We start from the raw sequence: 19421 nt of genomic DNA, 5'->3' as shown, positions 1-19421 counted from the left end.
GGTCGGATCCCGGGCGCTCGTTAGACTGCACCAGCAAATGAGACGGACTGAGCGAGGAGCGCACGTGGGCCTTGTCGTGCAGAAGTACGGAGGCTCCTCCGTAGCCGATGCCGAAGGCATCAAGCGCGTCGCCAAGCGGATCGTGGATGCCAAGAAGAACGGCCACCAGGTGGTCGTCGTGGTTTCCGCGATGGGCGACACGACGGACGAGCTGATCGATCTCGCCGAGCAGGTTTCTCCCATGCCTGCCGGGCGCGAATTCGACATGCTGCTGACCGCCGGAGAGCGGATCTCCATGGCCCTGCTGGCCATGGCGATCAAAAACCTGGGCCACGAGGCCCAGTCGTTCACCGGCAGCCAGGCAGGCGTGATCACCGACTCGGTCCACAACAAAGCGCGCATCATCGATGTCACGCCGGGCCGCATCCGCACCGCGCTGGACGAGGGCAACATCGCCATCGTCGCCGGCTTCCAGGGCGTGTCCGCGGACTCCAAGGACATCACCACCCTGGGCCGCGGCGGCTCGGACACCACCGCCGTCGCGCTCGCCGCGGCGCTGGACGCCGAGGTCTGCGAGATCTACACCGACGTCGACGGCGTCTTCACCGCGGACCCCCGCGTCGTGAAGAAGGCCAAGAAGATCGACTGGATCTCCTCCGAGGACATGCTGGAGCTCGCCGCCTCCGGTTCCAAGGTGCTGCTGCACCGCTGTGTCGAGTACGCACGCCGATACAACATTCCGATCCACGTCCGCTCGTCCTTCTCGGGACTGCCGGGCACCTGGGTCAGCAACGAGAATCCGCAAGGGGACGAGCAGGTGGAGCACGCCATCATCTCCGGAGTCGCTCACGACGTCTCCGAAGCCAAGATCACGGTTGTCGGCGTCCCGGACAAGCCGGGCGAGGCCGCGGCGATCTTCCGCGCGATCGCGGACGCCGAGATCAACATCGACATGATCGTGCAGAACGTGTCGGCGGCCTCGACGGGCCTCACCGACATCTCCTTCACGCTTCCCAAGACCGAGGGCCACAAGGCCATCGACGCCCTGGAGAAGGCGAAGGCCCAGATCGGCTTCGACTCCCTGCGCTACGACGACCAGATCGGCAAGATCTCCCTGGTCGGCGCGGGCATGAAGACCAACCCGGGCGTCACCGCCTCCTTCTTCCAGGCGCTGTCCGACGCGGGCGTCAACATCGAGCTGATCTCCACCTCCGAGATCCGCATCTCGGTCGTGACCCGCCAGGACGACGTCAACGAGGCCGTCCGCGCCGTGCACACGGCCTTCGGCCTCGACTCCGACAGTGACGAGGCCGTCGTCTACGGAGGCACCGGACGATGACCGGCGCCCGGTCCTCCGCCCCGGCGCTCGCCGTGGTCGGGGCGACCGGAGCGGTCGGCACCGTCCTGCTCCAGATGCTGTCCCTGCGGGCCGACGTCTGGGGCGACATCCGCCTGATCGCCTCCGCGCGCTCGGCCGGCCGCAGGCTGGCCGTCCGCGCGGAGGAGATCGAGGTGCTCCTCCTCACCGAGGACGCCTTCGACGGGCTCGGGCCGGGCGATGTCGCGCTCTTCCTGACCCCGGCCGAGGTCTCGGCCCGCTGGGCCCCCGTCGTCACCGCACGCGGTGCCGTCGTCGTCGACCAGTCCGCGGCCTTCCGGGAGGACCCCGAGGTCCCCCTGGTGGTGCCCGAGGTCAACGCGCACGCCGTACGCGTCCGGCCGCGCGGGATCGTCGCCACCCCGGACTGCGTGACCGCCGCCATGATCGCGGTCCTGGGCGCGCTGCACGCCGAGTACACCCTCTCCGAGCTGGTCGTTTCCTCGTACCAGGCCGCGAGCGCCGCCGGCCGGGCCGGCACCGAGGCGCTGCGCCGCCAGGTGTCGCTGGTCGCCGGGACCACCCTGGGCGAGCAGACCGGAGACGTACGCCGGGCCGTGGGCGAGGACACCGGGCCCTTCGCGGCTCCGCTCGCCCTCAACGTCGTGCCCTGGTCCGGGGAACTGCGCGAGGACGGCTGGTCCTCGCACGAGCTGGCGGTCCGGGGGGAGACCCGCCGGATCCTGGGCCTGCCGGAGCTCCCGATCGCCGTGACCTGCGTACAGGTTCCCGTGGTGACGGGGCACTCCCTGACCGTGCGGGCCCGGTTCGAGACCGAAGTGGGCGCCGAGCACGCCCGGCAGGTCCTGGACGCCGCACCCGGTGTGGTGCTCGTCGACGACCCGGCCGCGGGGGAGTTCCCGACGCCGGCGGACGCCGCCGGAACGGATCCCGCCTGGGTGGGGCGGGTGCGGGTCTCGCTCGACGACCGGCGTGCGCTGGAGTTCTTCGTGTGCGCCGACAATCTCCGCAAGGGCGCAGCCCTGAATGCGACGCAGATCGCGGAACTGATCGCAGGTGAATCTGCGTAATTCGCTTTGTAGGATCGGTGCTGATCCCTTGATCAAGGTGATGGCCCGACTGCCGTCCTGATAGACGGGGCAATCGGGAAGAGCGGGTACGCATGAGGGCGATGGGGATATTGCTGTGGCGGCTGCCTCGCGCGTACAACCCTGACGGGGGGACGCGTGTCCTACAGGCGTGGCAGAGGCACTGCTGGAACTGGCCGTCCTACCGGCGCGCATCGGGATCATCCCGTCGCGCCGGGGCTCCCGCCCGCCCGGCGGCGGTCTTCCTGTGATCGTTCCCATCCCGCCCGCCGGGCCCTCCCACGTGCCCGTACGGGCCGTCGTGCCGACCCCGGGCGGCCGCGTGCCCGCGCCGCGCGACAGCGCTGAGGCGGGCGGCGAGACGCCCCCGGCGAGCGAGGCCGGGGCCCAGACGGTGGCCGCGGCCGAGACGGTGGCGGAAGTCGCGCCCGGCGCGGTGGCCGACGTCGCGCCCGAGGCGGTGCGCGAGGTCGTGGCGGGCACCACCGTCGACCACCTCACGGAGACCTACCAGGCGCACTACCGCTCGCTCCTGGGCCTCGCCGCGCTGCTCCTCGACGACACGGCCTCCTGTGAGGACGTGGTCCAGGAGGCGTTCATCCGCGTGCACTCCGCCCGCAACCGGGTCCGGGACCGCGACAAGACGCTGGCCTACCTGCGCCAGACCGTCGTGAACCTCTCCCGGTCCGCCCTGCGCCGGCGCATCCTCGGCCTCAAGCTGCTGTCGAAGCCGATGCCGGACATGGCGAGCGCCGAGGAAGGCGCGTACGACCAGCTGGAACGTGACGATCTGATCAAGGCGATGCGCGGACTGCAGCGTCGCCAGCGAGAGGTGCTCGTGCTGCGGTACTTCGCGGACATGACGGAAGCCCAGGTCGCCGAGACGCTCGGGGTGTCGCTCGGCTCGGTGAAGGCGTACGGATCGCGGGGGATTGCCGCGCTGCGGGTGGCGATGGAGGCTGCGCAGTCATGAGGGACGACCACACCGCGCCCGGCGGCGCGAGCGACGAAGAGGCGCTGCGGGGCCTGCTGCGCGGGGCCGTCGAGGGCCTGCAGCCCGCCGACGGGGCGCTGGAGCGGCTGCGGTACGCCGTACCGGCCCGCCGGACCCTCAAACGGCAGGTCTTCGTCGGCGCCGCCGCGGCCGCTCTGCTCGCCGGGACGGCCATCCCGGCCGCCCTGCACGTGGCGGCCGACGAGGCCGCCACCACCGAGCATTCGGCGATGGCCGGGCACGGGACCGCGTCCGGCGGGAAGCCCGGCTCCTCGTTCTCCGACCCGCACCAGAACGGATACGGGAGCCATCCCAGGGCCACCCGCTCCGGCGGCGGTACCCCCGAGGCGGGCGGCACCACCGGGCAGCCGGACCCCGCGGCCACCGGTTCCCCGGCCGGCGGTGTGACGGCCGGCCCGTCGAGCAGCGGTACCGACCCCGGCGCGGTCGTGGGCGCCGGCAACGGCCCGCAGCCGCCGGCGGCGGCGCCGGGTGCGCCCGGGTGCGGGGCCGAGCAGCTGGGGGTGGTGGGCTCGGCCCGCGCCCCGGAGGCCGACGGCAAGGTCTACGGCAGTTTCAAGGTCACCAACGTGTCGGCGCAGGGCTGCACCGTCAGCGGCCCGGACACCGTGACGGCGGCCGCCGCGGCCGGCGCCCCGACGGGCCCGGGCTCCGGCGTCGCCGTGGTCGGCCACACGGCGGGGGACCCGGCGAGCGGGTTGCTGCCCGACCCGTCGGCGGAGGCGCCGGTGCTGGTGCTCCCGCCGAACTCCGCGTACGAGGTCCGCTTCGCCTGGGTGCCCTCGGCGGAGCCGTGCCCCGCGGCGAGCCCGGACGCGGGGGCGCAGCCGCCGGGGAGCCGGTCCGCCGAGACGCCCGCCGCCGAACCGGACACGGGCACCACGCCGCCGGAGGCTCCGGGCGTGGCGGTGTCCCACACGCCCTCGACGGGCGCCCCGGTCACCCGTACGACGATCCCCGAAGCCTGCGGGGGAACGGTGTACCGCACGGGAGCGATCCCGGTGGACGCGCCCAAGCCGTAGCCCTGCGGGGATCAGACCCGCTCGGCTGCCGGCTGCGCGGGCAGCAGGCCGGCCTCGGCGTCGCGCAGGGTCTCCACCTCGCGGCGGTAGAGGCGGAACCACATGAAGAGCACGAAGGCGACGAAGACGAACCACTCGCCGGTGTAGCCGAGGTTCTGGAAGGCCTTCAGGTCGAGCCCGGTGTTGCTCGGGGCCGCGGCCGGCACGGGCGTCATGCCGTCCGCCGGGGTCTGCACGGTCAGCCAGGCGTCGTACAGGTCGTACGGGACGAGGTTGACCAGCGAGGCGGCCCCGATCACGCCGAGCTGCCCGGCCGGGAGGCCGCCCTGCGCGTGGACCCCCTTGGTGCCGGAGTTCTCCGAGGCCTGGAGCGCGCCGGTGACCTCGACGCGGCCGGTGGGCGCGGCCGGGGCCTTCGCCGGATCGGCGGTCCCCGGCAGCCAGCCCCGGACCACCGGGACGGCCTTGCCGGAGTCGGTCTTCAGCAGGGTCAGCACGTAGAAGCCGGTCGCGCCGTCCAGCCGCCGCTCGGGGACCAGCAGCTGGTCCGCGTACTCCCCGGACGCGGAAGCCAGCTGTCCGGAGGTCTTCGTGTCCACCGGGAGCAGCGAGTCCAGCGGCACGGCCGTCCGGTCGGCGGGGCGCTCGGAGGTCGCCTCGCGGTGGCTGTCGACGCGGTCCTCGAACCGGTCGAGCTGCCAGGACCCCATGAACAGGCAGAAGGGGACGGCGAGCGCGACGAAGACGTTGATCCCCCACCAGCGCGGGGTCAGGAGAAACCGGTGCACCCCACCACCGTACGGGGGGTGCACCGGGAGCCCCCTAGCGGGGCAGGTGCTTGAGCGCGAATTCCAGTTCCATCCGGACCTGCTTGATCCGCTCCTCCACGACCAGCGAGCCGTGCCCGGCGTCGTACCGGTACACCTCGTGCACCGCGCCGCGCGCCGCCAGCCGGTCCACGTAGTTGTCGATCTGCCGGATCGGGCAGCGCGGGTCGTTGACGCCGGCCGCGATGTACACGGGCGCCTTCACCGCATCGACGTACGTCAGCGGAGACGAGGCCTCGAAGCGGTCCGGGACCTCCTCCGGCGTGCCTCCGAAGAGCGTGCGGTCCAGGGACTTCAGCGACTCCATCTCGTCGTGGTAGGCCGTCACGTAGTCGGCGACCGGCACGGAGGCCAGGCCCACCGCCCAGTCCCCGGGCTGCGTGCCGAGGCCCAGCAGCGTCAGGTAACCGCCCCAGGAGCCGCCCGAGAGCACCAGCCGGGCCGGGTCCGCCAGGCCGGAGGAGACGGCCCATTCGCGGACCGCCGCGATGTCCTCCAGCTCGATCAGGCCGACCCGGTGCTTGAGGGCGTCCGTCCAGGCGCGGCCGTAGCCGGTCGAGCCCCGGTAGTTGACCCGGACGACGGCGAAGCCGTGGTCGAGCCAGGCCGCCGGGGTCGCCGCGAAGGCGTCGCTGTCGTGCCAGGTGGGCCCGCCGTGGATCTCGAAGACCGTCGGGAAGGGGCCGTCGCCGTGTCCGGCCGGCCGCTGCGCGAGCGCGTGGATGCGCCCGCCGGGGCCCTCCACCCAGACGTCCTCGACCGGGACCGAGCCGGGCGCCCGGAAACCGGGAGGGTCCAGGACGATCGCGCCCGAGGTGGACCGTACGGCCGGGGGCTCGGCCGCCGAGGACCACTGGAACTCCACCGTCCCGTCGGGGCGCGCCGTCGCAGCCGACACCGTCCCCGGCGGCGTGTCCACGCGTGCGAGCTCCCGCGCGGCCAGGTCGTAGCGCCAGAGCTCGCTGCGCGCCTCGAAGTGGTGTGCGATCAGCAGGGCGGAGCCGTCCGGGTACCACTCGGCGCTGACGTCGCCCGGCAGGTCGATCGCGAGCTCCTCCTCGGTGCCGGTGGTCGCGTCCCACACCATCGGCTCCCAGCGGCCGCGCCGCTGGTGGCCGACGAGCAGCCGGGGGTCGCCCGGGACCGGCGCGAAGCCCAGTACCTCCAGGCCCAGCTCCTCGGAGCCGCCCCGGGAGTCGTCCAGCTCGGCGACGGTGGTGCCGTCGAGGGTGACCACGCGCAGGGCGGAGTGCATGGCGTCACCGTGCTCGGTGTGCTCGATGGCGAGGAGGGTCCCGTCGTGGGACAGGTCGCCGACCCCGGCCGACTCCCGGTGCCGGTAGATCACGGCGGGCGCCGAGCCGTCCGGCCGGACCACGTGGATGGTGGTGCCGTCCTCGTCGGTGGAGCGGCCCACGACGGCCGTGCCGTCGCGGCCGATGGCCAGCCCGGCGGGGTAGGAGGGTTCCAGGCCGGGGGTGGCCGGCTCGTCGGGGCCGCCGCCGAAGGGCTGGCGCACCCACGTGCCGAACTCGTCGCCGTCGGTGTCGGAGAACCACCAGATCCACTCCCCGTCGGGGGAGAGGGTGCCGTCGGTGGTGCCGTTGGGGCGGTCGGTGGCCTGCCGCTGGACGCCGGTGGCGCGGTCCCAGGCGTAGAGCTCGAAGGTCCCCGTCGCGTTCGAGACGAAGAGCGAGCGGTCCGGGGCGTCCTCGGCCCACTCGGGCAGTCCGACGCGCGGCGCGCGGAACCGCTTCTCCCAGTCGGGCATGGCGGCAGCGGCGCTCTCGCCGGTGGTCAGGTCGGTGTCGCTGGTCATGCCCCCATTCTTGCCGGACGCCGCGCCGGGATGCCGACTGCTCCGAACGGGCGCACAGTGGAACCCGTACGCGTGTTCCGTGTACCAGGAGGAGTGATCATGGCCAAGAAGGCTCGCACCGGACACCACGGCCACCAGGATTCCGAGCGCGCGATGGCGAAGAACACCGCGGCCGAGGCGCGTGCCAAGGCCGCCGTCAGAGACGTGCAGTCGCTCTCCGCGAAGACGCGGGGCATGCAGCAGAAGGCTCAGGCCAAGCGCGGCTGAGTCCGGCACCCGGTCACGGCCCGCGCCCTCCCACGAGGGCGCGGGCCGCGTGCGTACGCTGACCGCATGCGGATGATCGTCCGGGGTGCCCGGCTGCTGCACGCCCACGGCCCCTTCGGGGGCCTGTCCGACGTGGAGGTGGCCGAGGACGGGCGGATCGCGCGGGTGGTCCCGTACGACGACCAGAAGGAGCCGCCCGCCACGGGGACCCTCATCGAGGCCCACGGCTCGCTGCTCACCGCCCCCTTCGTCGAGCCGCACATCCACCTGGACACGGCCCTGACGGCCGGCGAACCGCGCCCCAACGCCTCCGGCACCCTCTGGGAGGGCATCGCCTGCTGGAGCGAGCGCAAGCGGACCCTGACCCGCGAGGACGTCGTCGCGCGGGCCACCGAGGTGCTGCGCTGGCAGGCGGCGCAGGGCGTGCTGCACGTGCGGACCCACTGCGACGTGACCGACCCGGCGCTCACCGCGCTCGACGCGCTGCTGGAGGTCCGCGACCGGGTCCGGGACGTCATGACCCTGCAGATCGTGGCCTTCCCGCAGGAGGGGATCGTCTCCTTCCCGGACGGCGGGGCGCTGCTGCGGGAGGCCGTGGCGCGCGGGGCGGACGTCGTCGGTGCCATCCCGCACTTCGAGGACACCCGGGAGGACGGGGTCGCCTCGCTGGGCATCGCCTTCGCCCTGGCCGAAGAGCACGGGCTGCGCGTGGACGCCCACTGCGACGAGATCGACGACGAGCAGTCCCGCTTCGTGGAGGTGCTGGCCGCCCTCGCACTGCGCTCGGGCCTGCGCGAGCGGGCCACGGCCTCCCACACGACGGCCATGGGCTCCTACAACGGCGCCTACAGCTACAAACTCCAGCGGCTGCTGGCGCGTTCGGGCATCAACCTGGTCGCCAACCCGTTCGCCAACCTCAACCTGCAGGGCCGCTTCGACGCCTACCCCAAGCGGCGCGGCCTCACCCAGGTCAAGGAGATGCTTGCGGCGGGGGTCAACGTGGCCTTCGGGCACGACGACGTGATGGACCCGTGGAACGCGCTCGGCACCGGCAACCCGCTCCAGACCGCCCTCGTCGGGCTGTACGCCGCCCAGCTCACCGGCGCGGAGGAGATCCCGCTGGCCTTTTCGATGGTGACGGAGCGTGCGGCGCGGGTCCTGGGCCTGTCGGACGCGGAGTACGGCATCAGGGAGGGCGCCCCCGCCTCCTTCGTGCTCCTCCCCGCCCCGACCCCGCAGGAGGCGATCCGCCGCCAGGTCCGGCCCCGGTACGTCGTCGCGCACGGCACCGTCCTGGCCCGCACCCCGCCCGCCCCGACCCTGCTCTCCTGGCCGGGAGAACCCGAGGCCGAAGTCGACTTCGCCCCGTCCTAGGCTGACGCCCCATGACATGGACCTTCGACACCGCCGCGGGCCGGGCCGCCTTCCAGGTCGCCTCGGAGTACGCGGACGCGGATCTGCTCGCCCACTCGGTGCGCTCGTACGCCTTCGGGGCCGACCACGCGCGGCGGCATGGCCTGGAGTACGACGCAGAACTCTTCTACGTGTCGGCCCTGCTGCACGATCTGGGGCTGACGGCCCCGTTCGACAGCCACACGCTGCCCTTCGAGGAGGCGGGCGGCCACGTCGCGCGCGTCCTGACGGCGGGGCTGGGCTGGCCCGCGGACCGGCGGGCGCGGGCCGCGGAGGTGATCGTCCGGCACATGGGGGACGACGTGACCGCGGCCGAGGACGTCGAGAGCCACCTCCTCCAGGTGGGGACGAGCGCCGATGTGTCGGGGCTGCGGCTGGGCGAGTTCGCCCCGTCCTTCACCGCGGAGCTGCTCGCCGCGCATCCGCGGGGCGGCTTCGGCGCCGCCTTCCTCGCCCTGGCCGAGGACCAGGCGAAGCGCAAGCCCGACTGTGCGGCGGCCGCCTTCGTCGCGGGCGGAGCGGCCCTGCGCATCGCGGCGAACCCCTTGGACGCGGCCCCGCTGACGGCGGAGTTCCCCGGGTGAGACCCGTGTGAGGACGGGGGGCGCGGGGGCCCGTCGGATAGCGTGCCCGCATGTCGTGGGACGAGGACGGAACACCGCACACGCTCGCACTGCGCCGCACCGGCCGCAGCGAACTGGAGCCGGACCGGCTGCCCGAGGTCCGGGAGCTGGAGGTGCTCGGCTGGGAACCCGCGCCCGAGGACCTGCGCTGGGCCTTCCTCCCCTTCGTCTGGCCCCCGGAGGCCCGCACCTGGATCCCGGACCGCTCCACGCACTGGGCGGTGGAGACCTCGCTGGACGGCGAGGGCCACATCACCGGGGTCCAGGCCGTCCCGCTCCCCGAGGCCGACCTGCACGACCTCGACGCCGAGACCGACACCGCCCTCGCCGGTCTGGGCCTGCCGCCCCGGCCCCGGGGCCGGCTGTGGCTGCTGCGCCCGGTCGGCCCCTTCGCCACCGTCGCCGAACTCCTCGGCCACCTCGACGCGCTGGCCGCCCGGCGCGGCGTGGAAACCTCGCCCTCCGCCGAGTTCCTCGCCCTGGTCCGCGCCGAACTCGAGGCCCTCGACCGCTCCTGAGGGCCGTCCCCGGGACGGCACGCCGCGCCGGCGGGCTTCCACTTCAGCGGAACGCGTGCACCACCTGGATCTCGCCGACGATGTGGGCGTTGGAGTCGTCCAGCTCCTCGGCCGGAACCCACAGCTCGAGGATCGTGCGGCCCCCGGCCTGCCGGACGGGATACCGGCTCAAGAACTCCGACTCGACCTCGAAACGCGTGACGAAGCCGGCGCCGTCGTGCTTCACGTTCCCGTCCCGCGCGATCCTGACCGCGTAGTCCTCGTTGAGGACCGGGTAGAAGATCGGCTGCTCGGGCAGCCGGGGCGGCCAGGCGGTTTCCGTGCCGCGGCCGGCGGTTAACGGACCGTCGTGGGCGGGGTCTGGTCCATCGGGACCTGGAGGCTTCCGTAGCGTTCCATCCGCTGCCAGTGCAGGCGTGATCCGGCGATCGCGGTGAACACCGACTGGATGACGACCAGGTACATCAGCTGGCGGTAGACGAACTGCTGGAGCGGCAGGCTCCACAGGGGCCCGGGCCGTTCCCCGTCCAGGTGGAAGGCGTAGAGCCCCATCAGGACCTGGAGGAGCAGGAAAGCGCACCACAGGCCGATGATGCGGACCGGGTCGAGAAAGATCAGGCCGAAGACGGCGAAGACGTCCACGACCGGTGCGAGCAGCGGCAGCAGGACCTGGAACATCAGCAGGTAGAGCAGGCCGCGCCGGCCCAGCTTGCCGGCCTGGCCGCGCTGGGTGAGGGCGCCCCGGTGCTTCCACATGGCCTGCAGGGTGCCGTAGCACCAGCGGTAGCGCTGCTTCCACAGTGCGCCGAGCGTGGCGGGCGCCTCGGTCCAGGCGATGGCCCGCTCCTCGTACACCACCCGCCATCCGTTGCGGCACAGCGCCATCGTGAGGTCGGTGTCCTCGGCGAGGGTGATGTCGCTGACCCCGCCCACCCGCAGCAGTGCCTCGCGGCGGAACGCGCCGATCGCACCGGGCACGGTGGGCATGCACTCCGCGAGGTCGAACAGGCGCCGGTCGAGGTTGAAGCCGACCACGTACTCGATGTGCTGCCAGCGCCCGAGCAGGCCGCCGCGGTTGACGACCTTCGCATTGCCCGAAACGGCGCCGACCCGCCGGTTGGCGAAGGGTTGGACGATCATCCGGACGGCGTCCGGCTCGAAGACGGTGTCGCCGTCCACCATGACGACGAGGTTGCAGGTGGCCGCGGCTATGCCGGTGTTGAGCGCCGCCGGCTTGCCGGCGTTCTGCTGGCGGATGACGCGTACGCCGCGCAGGTTCAGGCCTTCGACGATGTCGGCGGTGCCGTCGGTGGAGCCGTCGTCGACCACGATGACCTCCACCTGGTGGTCCGACGCGAGCAGGGAGCGGACGGCCGCCTCGATGCCGGCGCTCTCGTTGTAGGCGGGGACGATGACGCTGACCGGCTCGGTGACCGGCCTGCCCCACGGCCTGCGGCGCGTACGGACATGGCGGCGCGCGGCGGCGAACACGGCGATGGCGCGCAGCACGCTGATGGCGCCGGCCGCCCACAGCAGCCAGCCGAGCGCGTCGAGCACCCAGCCGCTGGCGCGCAGCGCGTTGATGAGGGCGAGCCCCTGCCACTCGTCGACGGCGGAGGCGGGCTTCACGGGTGCCGGAAGGCCGACCGCGTCGCTGACCGTGGCGAAGCGGAAGCCCGCCTTCTTGAGGTCGGGCAGGAGCTGGTCCAGCGCCGCGACGGTCTGCGAGCGGTCGCCGCCCGCGTCGTGCATCAGCAGGATCTGGCCGTCCGTGCCCTTGGGGGTGGAGTTGGCGACGATCTGCGCGACGCCCGGGCGGCGCCAGTCCTCGCTGTCCTGCGTGGTGAGGACGGTGAGGTAGCCGTCCTGCCCGGCTTCCACGACGGTGTCCCAGTCGGCGTCCGTCAGGGCCCGGTTGGTGGAGGAGTACGGCGGTCGCAGCAGCGGCGTGGTGACGCCGGTGGCGCCCGCGATGACGAGCTGGCTCTCGCGCAGCTCAAGGGAGCGCCGCCACGCGGAGGCCGCGCCGAGATCGGTGTGGGTGAAGGTGTGGACACCGATCTGGTGGCCGTCCTCGACGATCCGCCGGGCCAGCTCGGGATGGGCGGACACCTGGGCGCCGACGGTGAAGAACGTGGCCGGCACCTGGTGGCGGTGCAGCACGTCGAGGATCTTCGGGGTCCAGACCGGGTCGGGGCCGTCGTCGAAGGTCAGGGCGATCGTGCGGGGCGCGGGACCGGCCACTCGTCCGGCGGCGCCTTCGACGACCGGGCCGCCGGAGCGGATCTGCTCCGGCACGGACGCCGAGGAACCGGCCGGGCGCGGCGCCCCGTCGGCGGTGGTGTCGAACATGTGGTGGGCGTAGCCCTGGAGCAGCAGCGCCGCCGAGAGGGTGATGACGAGCGCGGTCAGCAGCAGCCAGTGGGTGCGCAGGGGGACGCTGCGCACCGTGCTGTGCCGCCCGCGGGGGAGTCGGCGGTTCTTCGACACGGGAGGGGGTGCTTCCTGCCAGGGGGTCTGTTCGGGGTCTACGGATGGGCGGTGGGTTTGCCGCCGCCTTGGCCGGGCCGGGCCGTCGGCTTGCCCTGGCCGGCCGAGCCGGAGCCCGGCGAGGCCCCGTTCCCGTTGGTGGTGGGGGGTGTCGGCGCGGCCGTCGGGGCGGCGCCGTTCCCGGTGGGGGCCTGGGGCGCCGGGGCGGTGGGCTCGGGGGCCCGTGAGGCGGCGCCGGTGGCAGCCGGGGTGCGGCGCGGTGCGGCGGAGGCCGACGGGCGGCGGGGCTCGGCGGCGGGCGCCTTGCTCGGGGCGGCGTCCGCACTGCGCGGGGCGGGCAGGAAGGGTGACTCGAGCGTCGGCCCGCCGAACAGCGAGCTGAGGACGAGGACCACGTACCCGGCGGCGGGTACGACGAGCAGCCATCCCAGGCGGCGGACCCGGCGCTGGCGCCGCCCCGAGGAGTCCACGAACACCGGGCTCGGCTCGGCCGCTCCGGCCGCTCCGGCTGCTTCGGCCGCGCTCGGAGAGGCCGCGTGGACACGCGGAAGCTCCAGCGTGTCGTCGTCCGCGTAACCCGGTTGTGGTCGCATCAGTGGGTCTGCCTCTACGGGATGGGGCGGGTGGTCGGGGTGCCGTCGCGAGGCTGGGGCACCGTCGGGCCGGTGCTCGGCCGGCCGGTCGGACGGCCGCCGGAGCCGGGTGTACGGGTCGCTTCCGGAACCTCGGGCTGCTTGCCGGGCTCGGGTTTCCCGGAGGGCTTCCCGGGCGGCTTCGGGGAGGCTGAGGCGCCGCGCGGTCCGTCCGTCGGCTGCGCGGCCGGCGGGGCGGCCGGGGTTTCGCCCGGCCCGCCCAGGACGGGGGCGCAGTAGCCGGGGACGTCGGCCGGCCTTCCGGCCGCGGCGACCAGCGGGGCGAAGCGGTGGTCCGCGAGGACCTCGGCGGGCTCCCGCCCGCCCGGGGCGATGTCCGCGGCGTAGGCGCGGCAGAGCTCGGCGAGAGCGGCGGGTACCGCCTCGGGCGAGGCGAGCACCCCCGGCGCCGGCTCCCCGGGCCCGGAGGCCGGCGCGGAAGCGGACGGGGAAGCGGCCGGGGCGCTGCTCGCCGGCTTGCCGCCCAGGGCGGCGGGCAGATGGCCGGTGCCGGCGGCCACGGCGACTCCGCCGAGGGCGGTGGCCACCACGGCGGCCGCGACCTTCGCGCTCAGGAGCATCGCCGGGGTCAGCATGTTCCGCTTCCTGGGGGTGGCCACGCCGGTGGACGCAGCAGGGGACGCAATGATGGACGTAGTGGTGGAAACCTGGGCAAGGCGGGCAGACCGAAACGCCGCCATGGCCGCCTGCTCGCCGGGCAGTTCACCGTCGCCCACAGGCGCGGAGGCGGCGGCGAGCAGTCCCGCGAGGGCGTCGTCACCGGGTACTGCACCGGTTCTGGCGCCGCCGAGCAGCTGCTCGGCCGTGTCGCGGTCGATCCGGCGGGATCGGTTGGTGCTCATCTCGCATCCTTCAGCGTCGGAGACGTCGTCGGTGTCACTTCCGGGGCGAAACTTCCTTCGAGTGGCTGCTGGGAACTGCCGGTGCCGCTCTCCCGGTGCTCCTGCTGTGCGAGGAGCTTGGCGAGCCTGCGCAGGCCCCGGTGCGCGGCCGTGCGCACCGCACCGGCCCGTTTGCCGAGCACGCGCGCCGCGCTCTCCGCGTCGAGGTCCATGACCACGCGCAGCAGCACGGCCTCGCCCTGGTCGCGGGGCAGCCGGGCTATCAGGGCGAGCGCGTCGGCGGTGGCGACCGTGGCCAGCGCACTCGACTCGGTGTCCTCGGGGGCCCGCCGGTCGAGCAGGTACTCGACCGGCAGATCGGCCGTCGGGCGCCGGCGCCGACGGCGCAGCAGGTCCAGCGCCCGGTTGCGGCCGATCGCCGTCACCCAGCCGCGGAACCCGTCGAAGTCCCCGTGGAACGTCCCCAGGTCGCGGGCGACCTGCAGCCAGGTCTCGGACGCGACGTCCTCGGCCTCCTCCCCGACCAGCACGGTCAGATAGCGCAGCAGCCCCGGCTGCACCTGCCGGAAGAGCGCCCGGAAGGCCGCCTCGTCCCCCCGTTGCGCCGCTGCGACCTCCCTGGACATGTCTCCCGGGCGTCCTGACTCACTGTCGGCCTCGCCGAACTCCTCCGCACTCTGCACGCGGGTCATGATGCGGCACGGGAATCCGGCAGTTCACCCGATGATCCAGATATCACCTGGTGTTCGCGCGAAGAGCGCGGTGTTCGCGCGAGAGCACGGCGCCAAGGCCTGGTCAAAGCCCGCAGGGTTGGGCAAGGATCGCGTCCGCACCACGCCACGCACGTTCTTCCGGCACATCACGCCCGTCACAGGAGGATGTTCATGCCTCGCCGTATACCCAGCGGCCTGATCGCCGCGGCCGCCGCCACCGCGGCACTCGCCCTGGCCGCACCCGCCTCGGCGTCCCCGGCCGCCCCGGCCGGATCCCTCCCCCAGGGCCGCGTCTTCATGGTCAACCCCGTCCAGTCCTCCGGGGATCAGGCGCTGGCCGACGCCAAGGACTCCGCCGGCTCCGTACCCGCTTCCGCGTACGCCACGGCCGCGCTGCGCAACCTCGACGCGAGCGGCGGGCTGTCGGGCAGGTGGGCCCGTGTCAGGTCGGACACCGGGGCCTCCGCGAAGACCGCGGACGCGGCCTCGTACGACCGCCACGACGACCAGTTCGAGCAGGTGATGGCCTACTTCTGGGTCAACGAGGCGCAGGAGTACCTGCAGGGACTGGGCTTCGGCAGCGAGCTTCCCGGGGCCAACGACCGGGTCCAGCCGGTGCGCATCAACCAGTGGGGCGCCGACAACTCCTACTTCACCGACCGGAAGGACGAGATCCGCTTCGGTAAGGGCGGTGTCGACGACGCCGAGGACGCCGAGGTGATCGTCCACGAGTACGGGCACGCGGTCCACGAGGCCCAGGTCCCCGGCTTCGGCACCTCCCCGGAGGCCGGGGCGATCGGCGAGGCCTTCGGCGACTACCTGGCCGTCGAGGTCGGCTCGCACGCCGTCGCCCGGTACGGCTGGGTCCGTACGGCCGACGAGGCGTGCGTCGCCGACTGGGACTCGATCTCCTACAGCGAGGCCCCGCACTGCCTGCGCCGGATCGACGGCTCCAAGGTCTACGCGGACCGGGTGGGCGAGGTCCACGCGGACGGCGAGATCTGGTCGCGCGCGCTCTTCGACATCCGGAAGGCCCTGGGGGCCAGGACCGCCGACCGCATCATCGTCAACGCGCAGTTCGGCTTCGCGGCGGACACCAGCTTCACGGACGCGGCGCTGAAGACGATCGCGACCGCCGAGCGCATGCACGGCAAGAGCGCGGCGGACGCGGTGCGCGGCGCGTTCCAGGCCCGTCAGATCCCCGGCGTCTGACGGCCGTTGGCGACACCGCCCGGCCCCGGAGCCCAACCGGCCCCGGGGCCAAGCGGAATGTTCCGTTTTTGACCGTTGAGCGGACAGGAAAGTCCTCTCTCCGGACAAGAGCTCGTCAAATTCTTGTTGCATACCTGTCAATCGGGCCCTCCTTCCTGGCACGCTCGCTGCCGCCCCCACGGCAACGAAGGAGAACGAGTGACCCACCACATGTCCTCATCCCCCACCTCCCGCAGCCGGACCCGCGTGCTGCGCACCGCAGCGCTCGTCGCCTCCGCGGCGATGGTCGCGATCGCCGTCCAGAGCGGTTCCGCCAACGCGGCCGCCGAGCGCGAGGAGGGAGCCACCGCCGTCCGGCTGTCGGCCTCCGCGCGCGCCCAGGCGATCGCCGCCGCCCAGACCGAAGCGGTCGGTACCGCGCGCGCCATCGGCCTCTCCGACCAGGAACGCCTCGTGGCCCGGGACGTGATCAAGGACGCGGACGGCACGGTCCACACCCGCTACGAGCGCACCTACGCGGGTCTGCCCGTCCTCGGCGGCGACCTGGTCGTCCACCAGAAGAAGGACGGCAGCCGCAAGACCACCAAGGGCACCGAAGCCCGCATAGCCCCCGCCGCCGCCCGCTCCCCGAAGGCCGCGCCCGCCGGCGCCCGCCAGGTGGTCTGGGCCGCGGAGGGCACGCCGGTCTTCGCCTACGAGGCCGTCGTCACCGGCACCCAGCCCGACGGCACCCCGAGCGAGCGCCACGTCATCACGGACGCGGCCACCGGCGCCGAGCTCTGGTCCTACGAGGCCGTCCACACCGGCACCGGCACCGGCCAGTACTCCGGCTCCGTCGCGGTCGGCAGCACCCTGAGCGGGTCGACGTACAACCTGACCGACGCGGCCCGCGGCGGCCACAAGACGTACGACCTGAACGGCGGCACCACCGGCACCGGCAGCCTCTTCACCGACGCCGACGACAAGTGGGGCGACGGACTGGCCACGAACCGGCAGACCGCCGCCGTCGACGCCCACTACGGCGCGGCCGTGACCTGGGACTTCTACCAGGCCGAGCTCGGCCGCAACGGCATCGCCGGCGACGGCAAGGCCGCGTACACCCGGGTCCACTACGGCAACGCGTACGTCAACGCCTTCTGGTCCGACCAGTGCTTCTGCATGACCTACGGCGACGGCGCGGGCAACCTCAAGCCGCTCACCTCGCTGGACGTCGCCGGCCACGAGATGACGCACGGCCTGACCGCCGCCACCGCCAAGCTGAACTACAACCGCGAGTCCGGCGGCCTCAACGAGGCCACCAGCGACATCCTCGGCACCTCGGTGGAGTTCTTCGCCAACAACCCGGCCGACGCCGGCGACTACCTCATCGGCGAGAAGATCGACATCCGCGGCAACGGCACCCCGCTGCGCTACATGGACAAGCCCAGCAAGGACGGCTCCTCCGCCGACTACTGGTCGAAGACCGTCGGCCGGCTCGACGTCCACCACTCCTCGGGCGTCGCCAACCACTTCTTCTACCTGCTCTCCGAGGGCAGCGGCGCGAAGACGATCAACGGCGTGTCCTACGACTCCCCGACCTACGACGGCTCCACCGTCACCGGCATCGGCCGGACCAAGGCCTACAAGATCTGGTACAAGGCGCTGTCGACCTACATGACGTCGACCACCAACTACGCGGGGGCGCGCACCGCGACCCTGCAGGCGACGGCCGACCTGTACGGCACGTCCGGCGCCGAATACCAGCAGGTGGCGGCCGCGTGGACGGCCGTCAACGTCAAGTGACGCACTGACAGCCCGGTGCCGGGACGGGGCTCCGCCCCCTCGGCACCGGGCTTCCTCCCCGCCGGGGCGCGGCGACGCGGCGCGTCAGGTCCCTGAGGAGAGTTCGCCGCTGAGCGTGCCGTGGATGCGGGCGCTGGCCTCGTTCAGGCCGGTGATCTCGACGGTCTTGCCCCGCTGGGCGTACCGGTGCTCGATCGCGTCCAGCGCGGCCACCGAGGACGCGTCCCAGATGTGGGCGCCGCTGAGGTCGATGACCACCTTGTCCGGGTCGCCGGCGTAGTCGAACTGCCCCACCAGGTCGTTGGAGGAGGCGAAGAACAGCTCGCCGGTCACGCAGTAGACGACCTGGCCGCCGTCCGGATCGAGGACGGAGGTGACGTTCGCCAGCCGGGCGACCCGCTTCGCGAAGATGACCATCGCGGTGACGGAACCCACGACGACGCCCACGGCCAGGTTGTGGCTGACGACCACGCACACGACGGTGACGACCATGACGGCGATCTCACCGGTGGGCATCCGCTTGAGGGTCTTCGGCGCGATGGAGTGCCAGTCGAACGTCGCGAAGCACACCATGACCATGACCGCGACGAGCGCCGCCATCGGGATGTCGGAGACGACCGGCCCGAAGGCGATGCACAGCACCATCAGGAAGGCACCCGCGAGGAAGGTCGACAGCCGGGTGCGGGCCCCGGACACCTTCACGTTGATCATCGTCTGGCCGATCATCGCGCAGCCGCCCATGCCGCCGAAGAACCCGGTGACGATGTTCGCGATGCCCTGGCCGATGGACTCCCGCGTCTTCGAGGACCGGGTGTCGGTGATCTCGTCGACCAGCTTCGCCGTCATCAGCGACTCCATCAGCCCGACGAGCGCCATGGCCAGCGCGTACGGGGCGATGAGGGTCAGCGTGTCCAGGGTGAACGGCACGTCCGGCAGGCCCGGCACCGGCAGCGCGGAGGGCAGCGCGCCCTTGTCGCCGACGGTCGGGACGGCGATGCCCGCGGCCACGGTGATCACGGTGAGGATGACGATGGACACCAGCGGCGCCGGCACCGCCTTCGTGACCTTCGGGAAGAACACCATCAGCGCCAGCCCGGCGGCCATCAGCAAGTAGGCGGCCCAGGGAACGCCGACCATCTCGCGCGTCTGGGCCATGAAGACCAGGATGGCGAGGGAGTTGACGAAGCCCACCATCACCGAGCGGGGTATGAACCGCATCAGCTTCGCCACGCCCAGCGCGCCGAGCACGATCTGGAAGACACCGGCCAGGATCACCGCCGCGATCAGGTAGCCGAGCCCGTGCTCCCGGTTCAGCGGGGCGATCACGAGGGCGACCGCACCGGTGGCGGCGGAGATCATCGCCGGCCGGCCGCCCACGACGGAGATCACGACGGCCATGGTGAACGAGGCGAACAGCCCGATCGCCGGATCCACTCCCGCGATGATCGAGAACGAGATCGCCTCGGGGATCAGCGCGAGCGCGACCACCAGACCGGCGAGCACCTCGGTCCGGAACACCTTGGGCGAGAGCCAGACCGGCGGCGAAGGACGAAACGCCCCGCGCAGCCTCGCGGATCCGGACACAGGGGAAGAAGACACGGGAGACACGGGCACAGACCTCGGGATCGGATGCACCCGAACCGGGCAGGCGGGCGCGCGGGGACGACAGGAGCCGAGACGACAGGAAGGGCCTGATCCGCGATCTTGGGTTCTAGGAGTCGTTGCAACACCCCAGTTCAGGGGATGCGATGGACTTCGAGATCCGCAAGATCCGGACGGCTCAGGGACCTGTGAAGCT

The 19421-nt window shown here is 72.8% G+C and carries 18 protein-coding genes; 10 read left to right on the top strand and 8 right to left on the bottom strand.

Annotated features, from left to right (window positions below):
* Nucleotides 1-64: 64 nt before the first annotated feature.
* The 4 genes from ACZ6I1_RS31955 (at nucleotide 65) to ACZ6I1_RS31940 (ending at nucleotide 4464) form a co-directional block, all read left to right on the top strand.
* A complete protein-coding gene (locus ACZ6I1_RS31955) occupies nucleotides 65-1339 on the top strand; it encodes an aspartate kinase (RefSeq protein ID WP_446590598.1) in 1275 nt (424 codons plus the stop codon).
* Nucleotides 1336-2409: an aspartate-semialdehyde dehydrogenase gene (locus ACZ6I1_RS31950; protein ID WP_469292390.1), complete on the top strand. Its 1074-nt coding sequence runs from the start codon at nucleotides 1336-1338 to the stop codon at nucleotides 2407-2409. The genes ACZ6I1_RS31955 and ACZ6I1_RS31950 overlap by 4 nt, the downstream gene beginning before the upstream one ends.
* Before the next feature lie 430 nt (nucleotides 2410-2839).
* Nucleotides 2840-3400: a SigE family RNA polymerase sigma factor gene (locus tag ACZ6I1_RS31945; protein WP_469292414.1), complete on the top strand. Its 561-nt coding sequence runs from the start codon at nucleotides 2840-2842 to the stop codon at nucleotides 3398-3400.
* Nucleotides 3397-4464 carry a hypothetical protein gene (locus ACZ6I1_RS31940; RefSeq protein ID WP_469292389.1) on the top strand — a complete coding sequence of 356 codons (1068 nt, stop codon included), beginning with the start codon at nucleotides 3397-3399 and terminating at the stop codon, nucleotides 4462-4464. The genes ACZ6I1_RS31945 and ACZ6I1_RS31940 overlap by 4 nt, the downstream gene beginning before the upstream one ends.
* An 11-nt stretch (nucleotides 4465-4475) precedes the next feature.
* Here ACZ6I1_RS31940 and ACZ6I1_RS31935 read toward each other — a convergent pair whose 3' ends face one another.
* Both ACZ6I1_RS31935 and ACZ6I1_RS31930 read right to left on the bottom strand, forming a co-directional pair.
* On the bottom strand, nucleotides 4476-5252 hold the full coding sequence (locus ACZ6I1_RS31935; protein WP_469292388.1) for an SURF1 family protein: 777 nt from the start codon (nucleotides 5250-5252) through the stop codon (nucleotides 4476-4478).
* A gap of 34 nt (nucleotides 5253-5286) precedes the next feature.
* The gene (locus tag ACZ6I1_RS31930; protein WP_469292387.1) at nucleotides 5287-7110 is read right to left on the bottom strand and encodes a S9 family peptidase; all 1824 of its coding nucleotides are present in this window, start codon (nucleotides 7108-7110) and stop codon (nucleotides 5287-5289) included.
* A 99-nt stretch (nucleotides 7111-7209) separates the two neighbouring features.
* On the opposite strand from ACZ6I1_RS31930, the gene ACZ6I1_RS31925 reads away from it, so the two are divergent.
* The 4 genes from ACZ6I1_RS31925 (at nucleotide 7210) to ACZ6I1_RS31910 (ending at nucleotide 9931) form a co-directional block, all read left to right on the top strand.
* Nucleotides 7210-7377: a hypothetical protein gene (locus ACZ6I1_RS31925; RefSeq protein ID WP_215143325.1), complete on the top strand. Its 168-nt coding sequence runs from the start codon at nucleotides 7210-7212 to the stop codon at nucleotides 7375-7377.
* A gap of 66 nt (nucleotides 7378-7443) precedes the next feature.
* The gene (gene codA / locus ACZ6I1_RS31920) at nucleotides 7444-8751 is read left to right on the top strand and encodes a cytosine deaminase (protein ID WP_469292386.1); all 1308 of its coding nucleotides are present in this window, start codon (nucleotides 7444-7446) and stop codon (nucleotides 8749-8751) included.
* An 11-nt stretch (nucleotides 8752-8762) separates the two neighbouring features.
* A complete protein-coding gene (locus tag ACZ6I1_RS31915) occupies nucleotides 8763-9374 on the top strand; it encodes an HD domain-containing protein (protein WP_469292385.1) in 612 nt (203 codons plus the stop codon).
* 50 nt (nucleotides 9375-9424) lie between these two features.
* Nucleotides 9425-9931 carry a DUF5956 family protein gene (locus ACZ6I1_RS31910; RefSeq protein WP_469292384.1) on the top strand — a complete coding sequence of 169 codons (507 nt, stop codon included), beginning with the start codon at nucleotides 9425-9427 and terminating at the stop codon, nucleotides 9929-9931.
* 43 nt (nucleotides 9932-9974) lie between these two features.
* Here ACZ6I1_RS31910 and ACZ6I1_RS31905 read toward each other — a convergent pair whose 3' ends face one another.
* Genes ACZ6I1_RS31905 through ACZ6I1_RS31885 form a run of 5 tightly spaced genes read right to left on the bottom strand, consistent with a single transcriptional unit; the run spans nucleotide 9975 to nucleotide 14542 of the window.
* Nucleotides 9975-10352, bottom strand: coding sequence for a hypothetical protein (locus tag ACZ6I1_RS31905; protein ID WP_469292413.1), 378 nt, complete (start codon nucleotides 10350-10352; stop codon nucleotides 9975-9977).
* A complete protein-coding gene (locus ACZ6I1_RS31900) occupies nucleotides 10268-12421 on the bottom strand; it encodes a bifunctional polysaccharide deacetylase/glycosyltransferase family 2 protein (protein WP_469292383.1) in 2154 nt (717 codons plus the stop codon). The genes ACZ6I1_RS31905 and ACZ6I1_RS31900 overlap by 85 nt, the downstream gene beginning before the upstream one ends.
* 38 nt (nucleotides 12422-12459) lie before the next feature.
* Complete coding sequence (locus ACZ6I1_RS31895) at nucleotides 12460-13014, bottom strand: hypothetical protein (RefSeq protein ID WP_469292382.1); 555 nt, start codon at nucleotides 13012-13014, stop codon at nucleotides 12460-12462.
* Between the two features lie 14 nt (nucleotides 13015-13028).
* Nucleotides 13029-13916, bottom strand: a complete 888-nt coding sequence (locus tag ACZ6I1_RS31890; RefSeq protein ID WP_469292381.1) for a hypothetical protein — start codon at nucleotides 13914-13916, stop codon at nucleotides 13029-13031.
* Nucleotides 13913-14542: an RNA polymerase sigma factor gene (locus ACZ6I1_RS31885; RefSeq protein ID WP_469292380.1), complete on the bottom strand. Its 630-nt coding sequence runs from the start codon at nucleotides 14540-14542 to the stop codon at nucleotides 13913-13915. Before ACZ6I1_RS31885 ends, ACZ6I1_RS31890 begins: the two co-directional genes overlap by 4 nt.
* Before the next feature lie 258 nt (nucleotides 14543-14800).
* Between ACZ6I1_RS31885 and ACZ6I1_RS31880 the strand changes: the two genes are divergently transcribed.
* Nucleotides 14801-15841, top strand: coding sequence for a M4 family metallopeptidase (locus ACZ6I1_RS31880; RefSeq protein ID WP_469292379.1), 1041 nt, complete (start codon nucleotides 14801-14803; stop codon nucleotides 15839-15841).
* Nucleotides 15842-16051: 210 nt separating this feature from the next.
* Nucleotides 16052-17623, top strand: coding sequence for a M4 family metallopeptidase (locus ACZ6I1_RS31875; RefSeq protein ID WP_469292412.1), 1572 nt, complete (start codon nucleotides 16052-16054; stop codon nucleotides 17621-17623).
* A gap of 84 nt (nucleotides 17624-17707) precedes the next feature.
* On the opposite strand, the gene ACZ6I1_RS31870 is transcribed toward ACZ6I1_RS31875, so the two are convergent.
* Nucleotides 17708-19207 carry a SulP family inorganic anion transporter gene (locus ACZ6I1_RS31870; protein WP_469292378.1) on the bottom strand — a complete coding sequence of 500 codons (1500 nt, stop codon included), beginning with the start codon at nucleotides 19205-19207 and terminating at the stop codon, nucleotides 17708-17710.
* Nucleotides 19208-19421 lie beyond the last annotated feature (214 nt).

The organism is Streptomyces sp. NPDC046303, from assembly GCF_055588085.1.
This window is presented reverse-complemented; position numbering and strand designations above follow the sequence as displayed.

Excerpts from the sequence above, each read along its gene's own strand:
- ACZ6I1_RS31950 (WP_469292390.1), top strand. The coding sequence starts at position 1,336 with ATGACCGGCGCCCGGTCCTCCGCCCCGGCGCTCGCCGTGGTCGGGGCG.
- ACZ6I1_RS31940 (WP_469292389.1), top strand. The coding sequence starts at position 3,397 with ATGAGGGACGACCACACCGCGCCCGGCGGCGCGAGCGACGAAGAGGCG.
- ACZ6I1_RS31930 (WP_469292387.1), bottom strand. The coding sequence starts at position 7,110 with ATGACCAGCGACACCGACCTGACCACCGGCGAGAGCGCCGCTGCCGCC.
- ACZ6I1_RS31925 (WP_215143325.1), top strand. The coding sequence starts at position 7,210 with ATGGCCAAGAAGGCTCGCACCGGACACCACGGCCACCAGGATTCCGAG.
- codA (WP_469292386.1), top strand. The coding sequence starts at position 7,444 with ATGCGGATGATCGTCCGGGGTGCCCGGCTGCTGCACGCCCACGGCCCC.
- ACZ6I1_RS31915 (WP_469292385.1), top strand. The coding sequence starts at position 8,763 with ATGACATGGACCTTCGACACCGCCGCGGGCCGGGCCGCCTTCCAGGTC.
- ACZ6I1_RS31910 (WP_469292384.1), top strand. The coding sequence starts at position 9,425 with ATGTCGTGGGACGAGGACGGAACACCGCACACGCTCGCACTGCGCCGC.
- ACZ6I1_RS31895 (WP_469292382.1), bottom strand. The coding sequence starts at position 13,014 with ATGCGACCACAACCGGGTTACGCGGACGACGACACGCTGGAGCTTCCG.
- ACZ6I1_RS31890 (WP_469292381.1), bottom strand. The coding sequence starts at position 13,916 with ATGAGCACCAACCGATCCCGCCGGATCGACCGCGACACGGCCGAGCAG.
- ACZ6I1_RS31885 (WP_469292380.1), bottom strand. The coding sequence starts at position 14,542 with ATGTCCAGGGAGGTCGCAGCGGCGCAACGGGGGGACGAGGCGGCCTTC.
- ACZ6I1_RS31880 (WP_469292379.1), top strand. The coding sequence starts at position 14,801 with ATGCCTCGCCGTATACCCAGCGGCCTGATCGCCGCGGCCGCCGCCACC.
- ACZ6I1_RS31875 (WP_469292412.1), top strand. The coding sequence starts at position 16,052 with ATGTCCTCATCCCCCACCTCCCGCAGCCGGACCCGCGTGCTGCGCACC.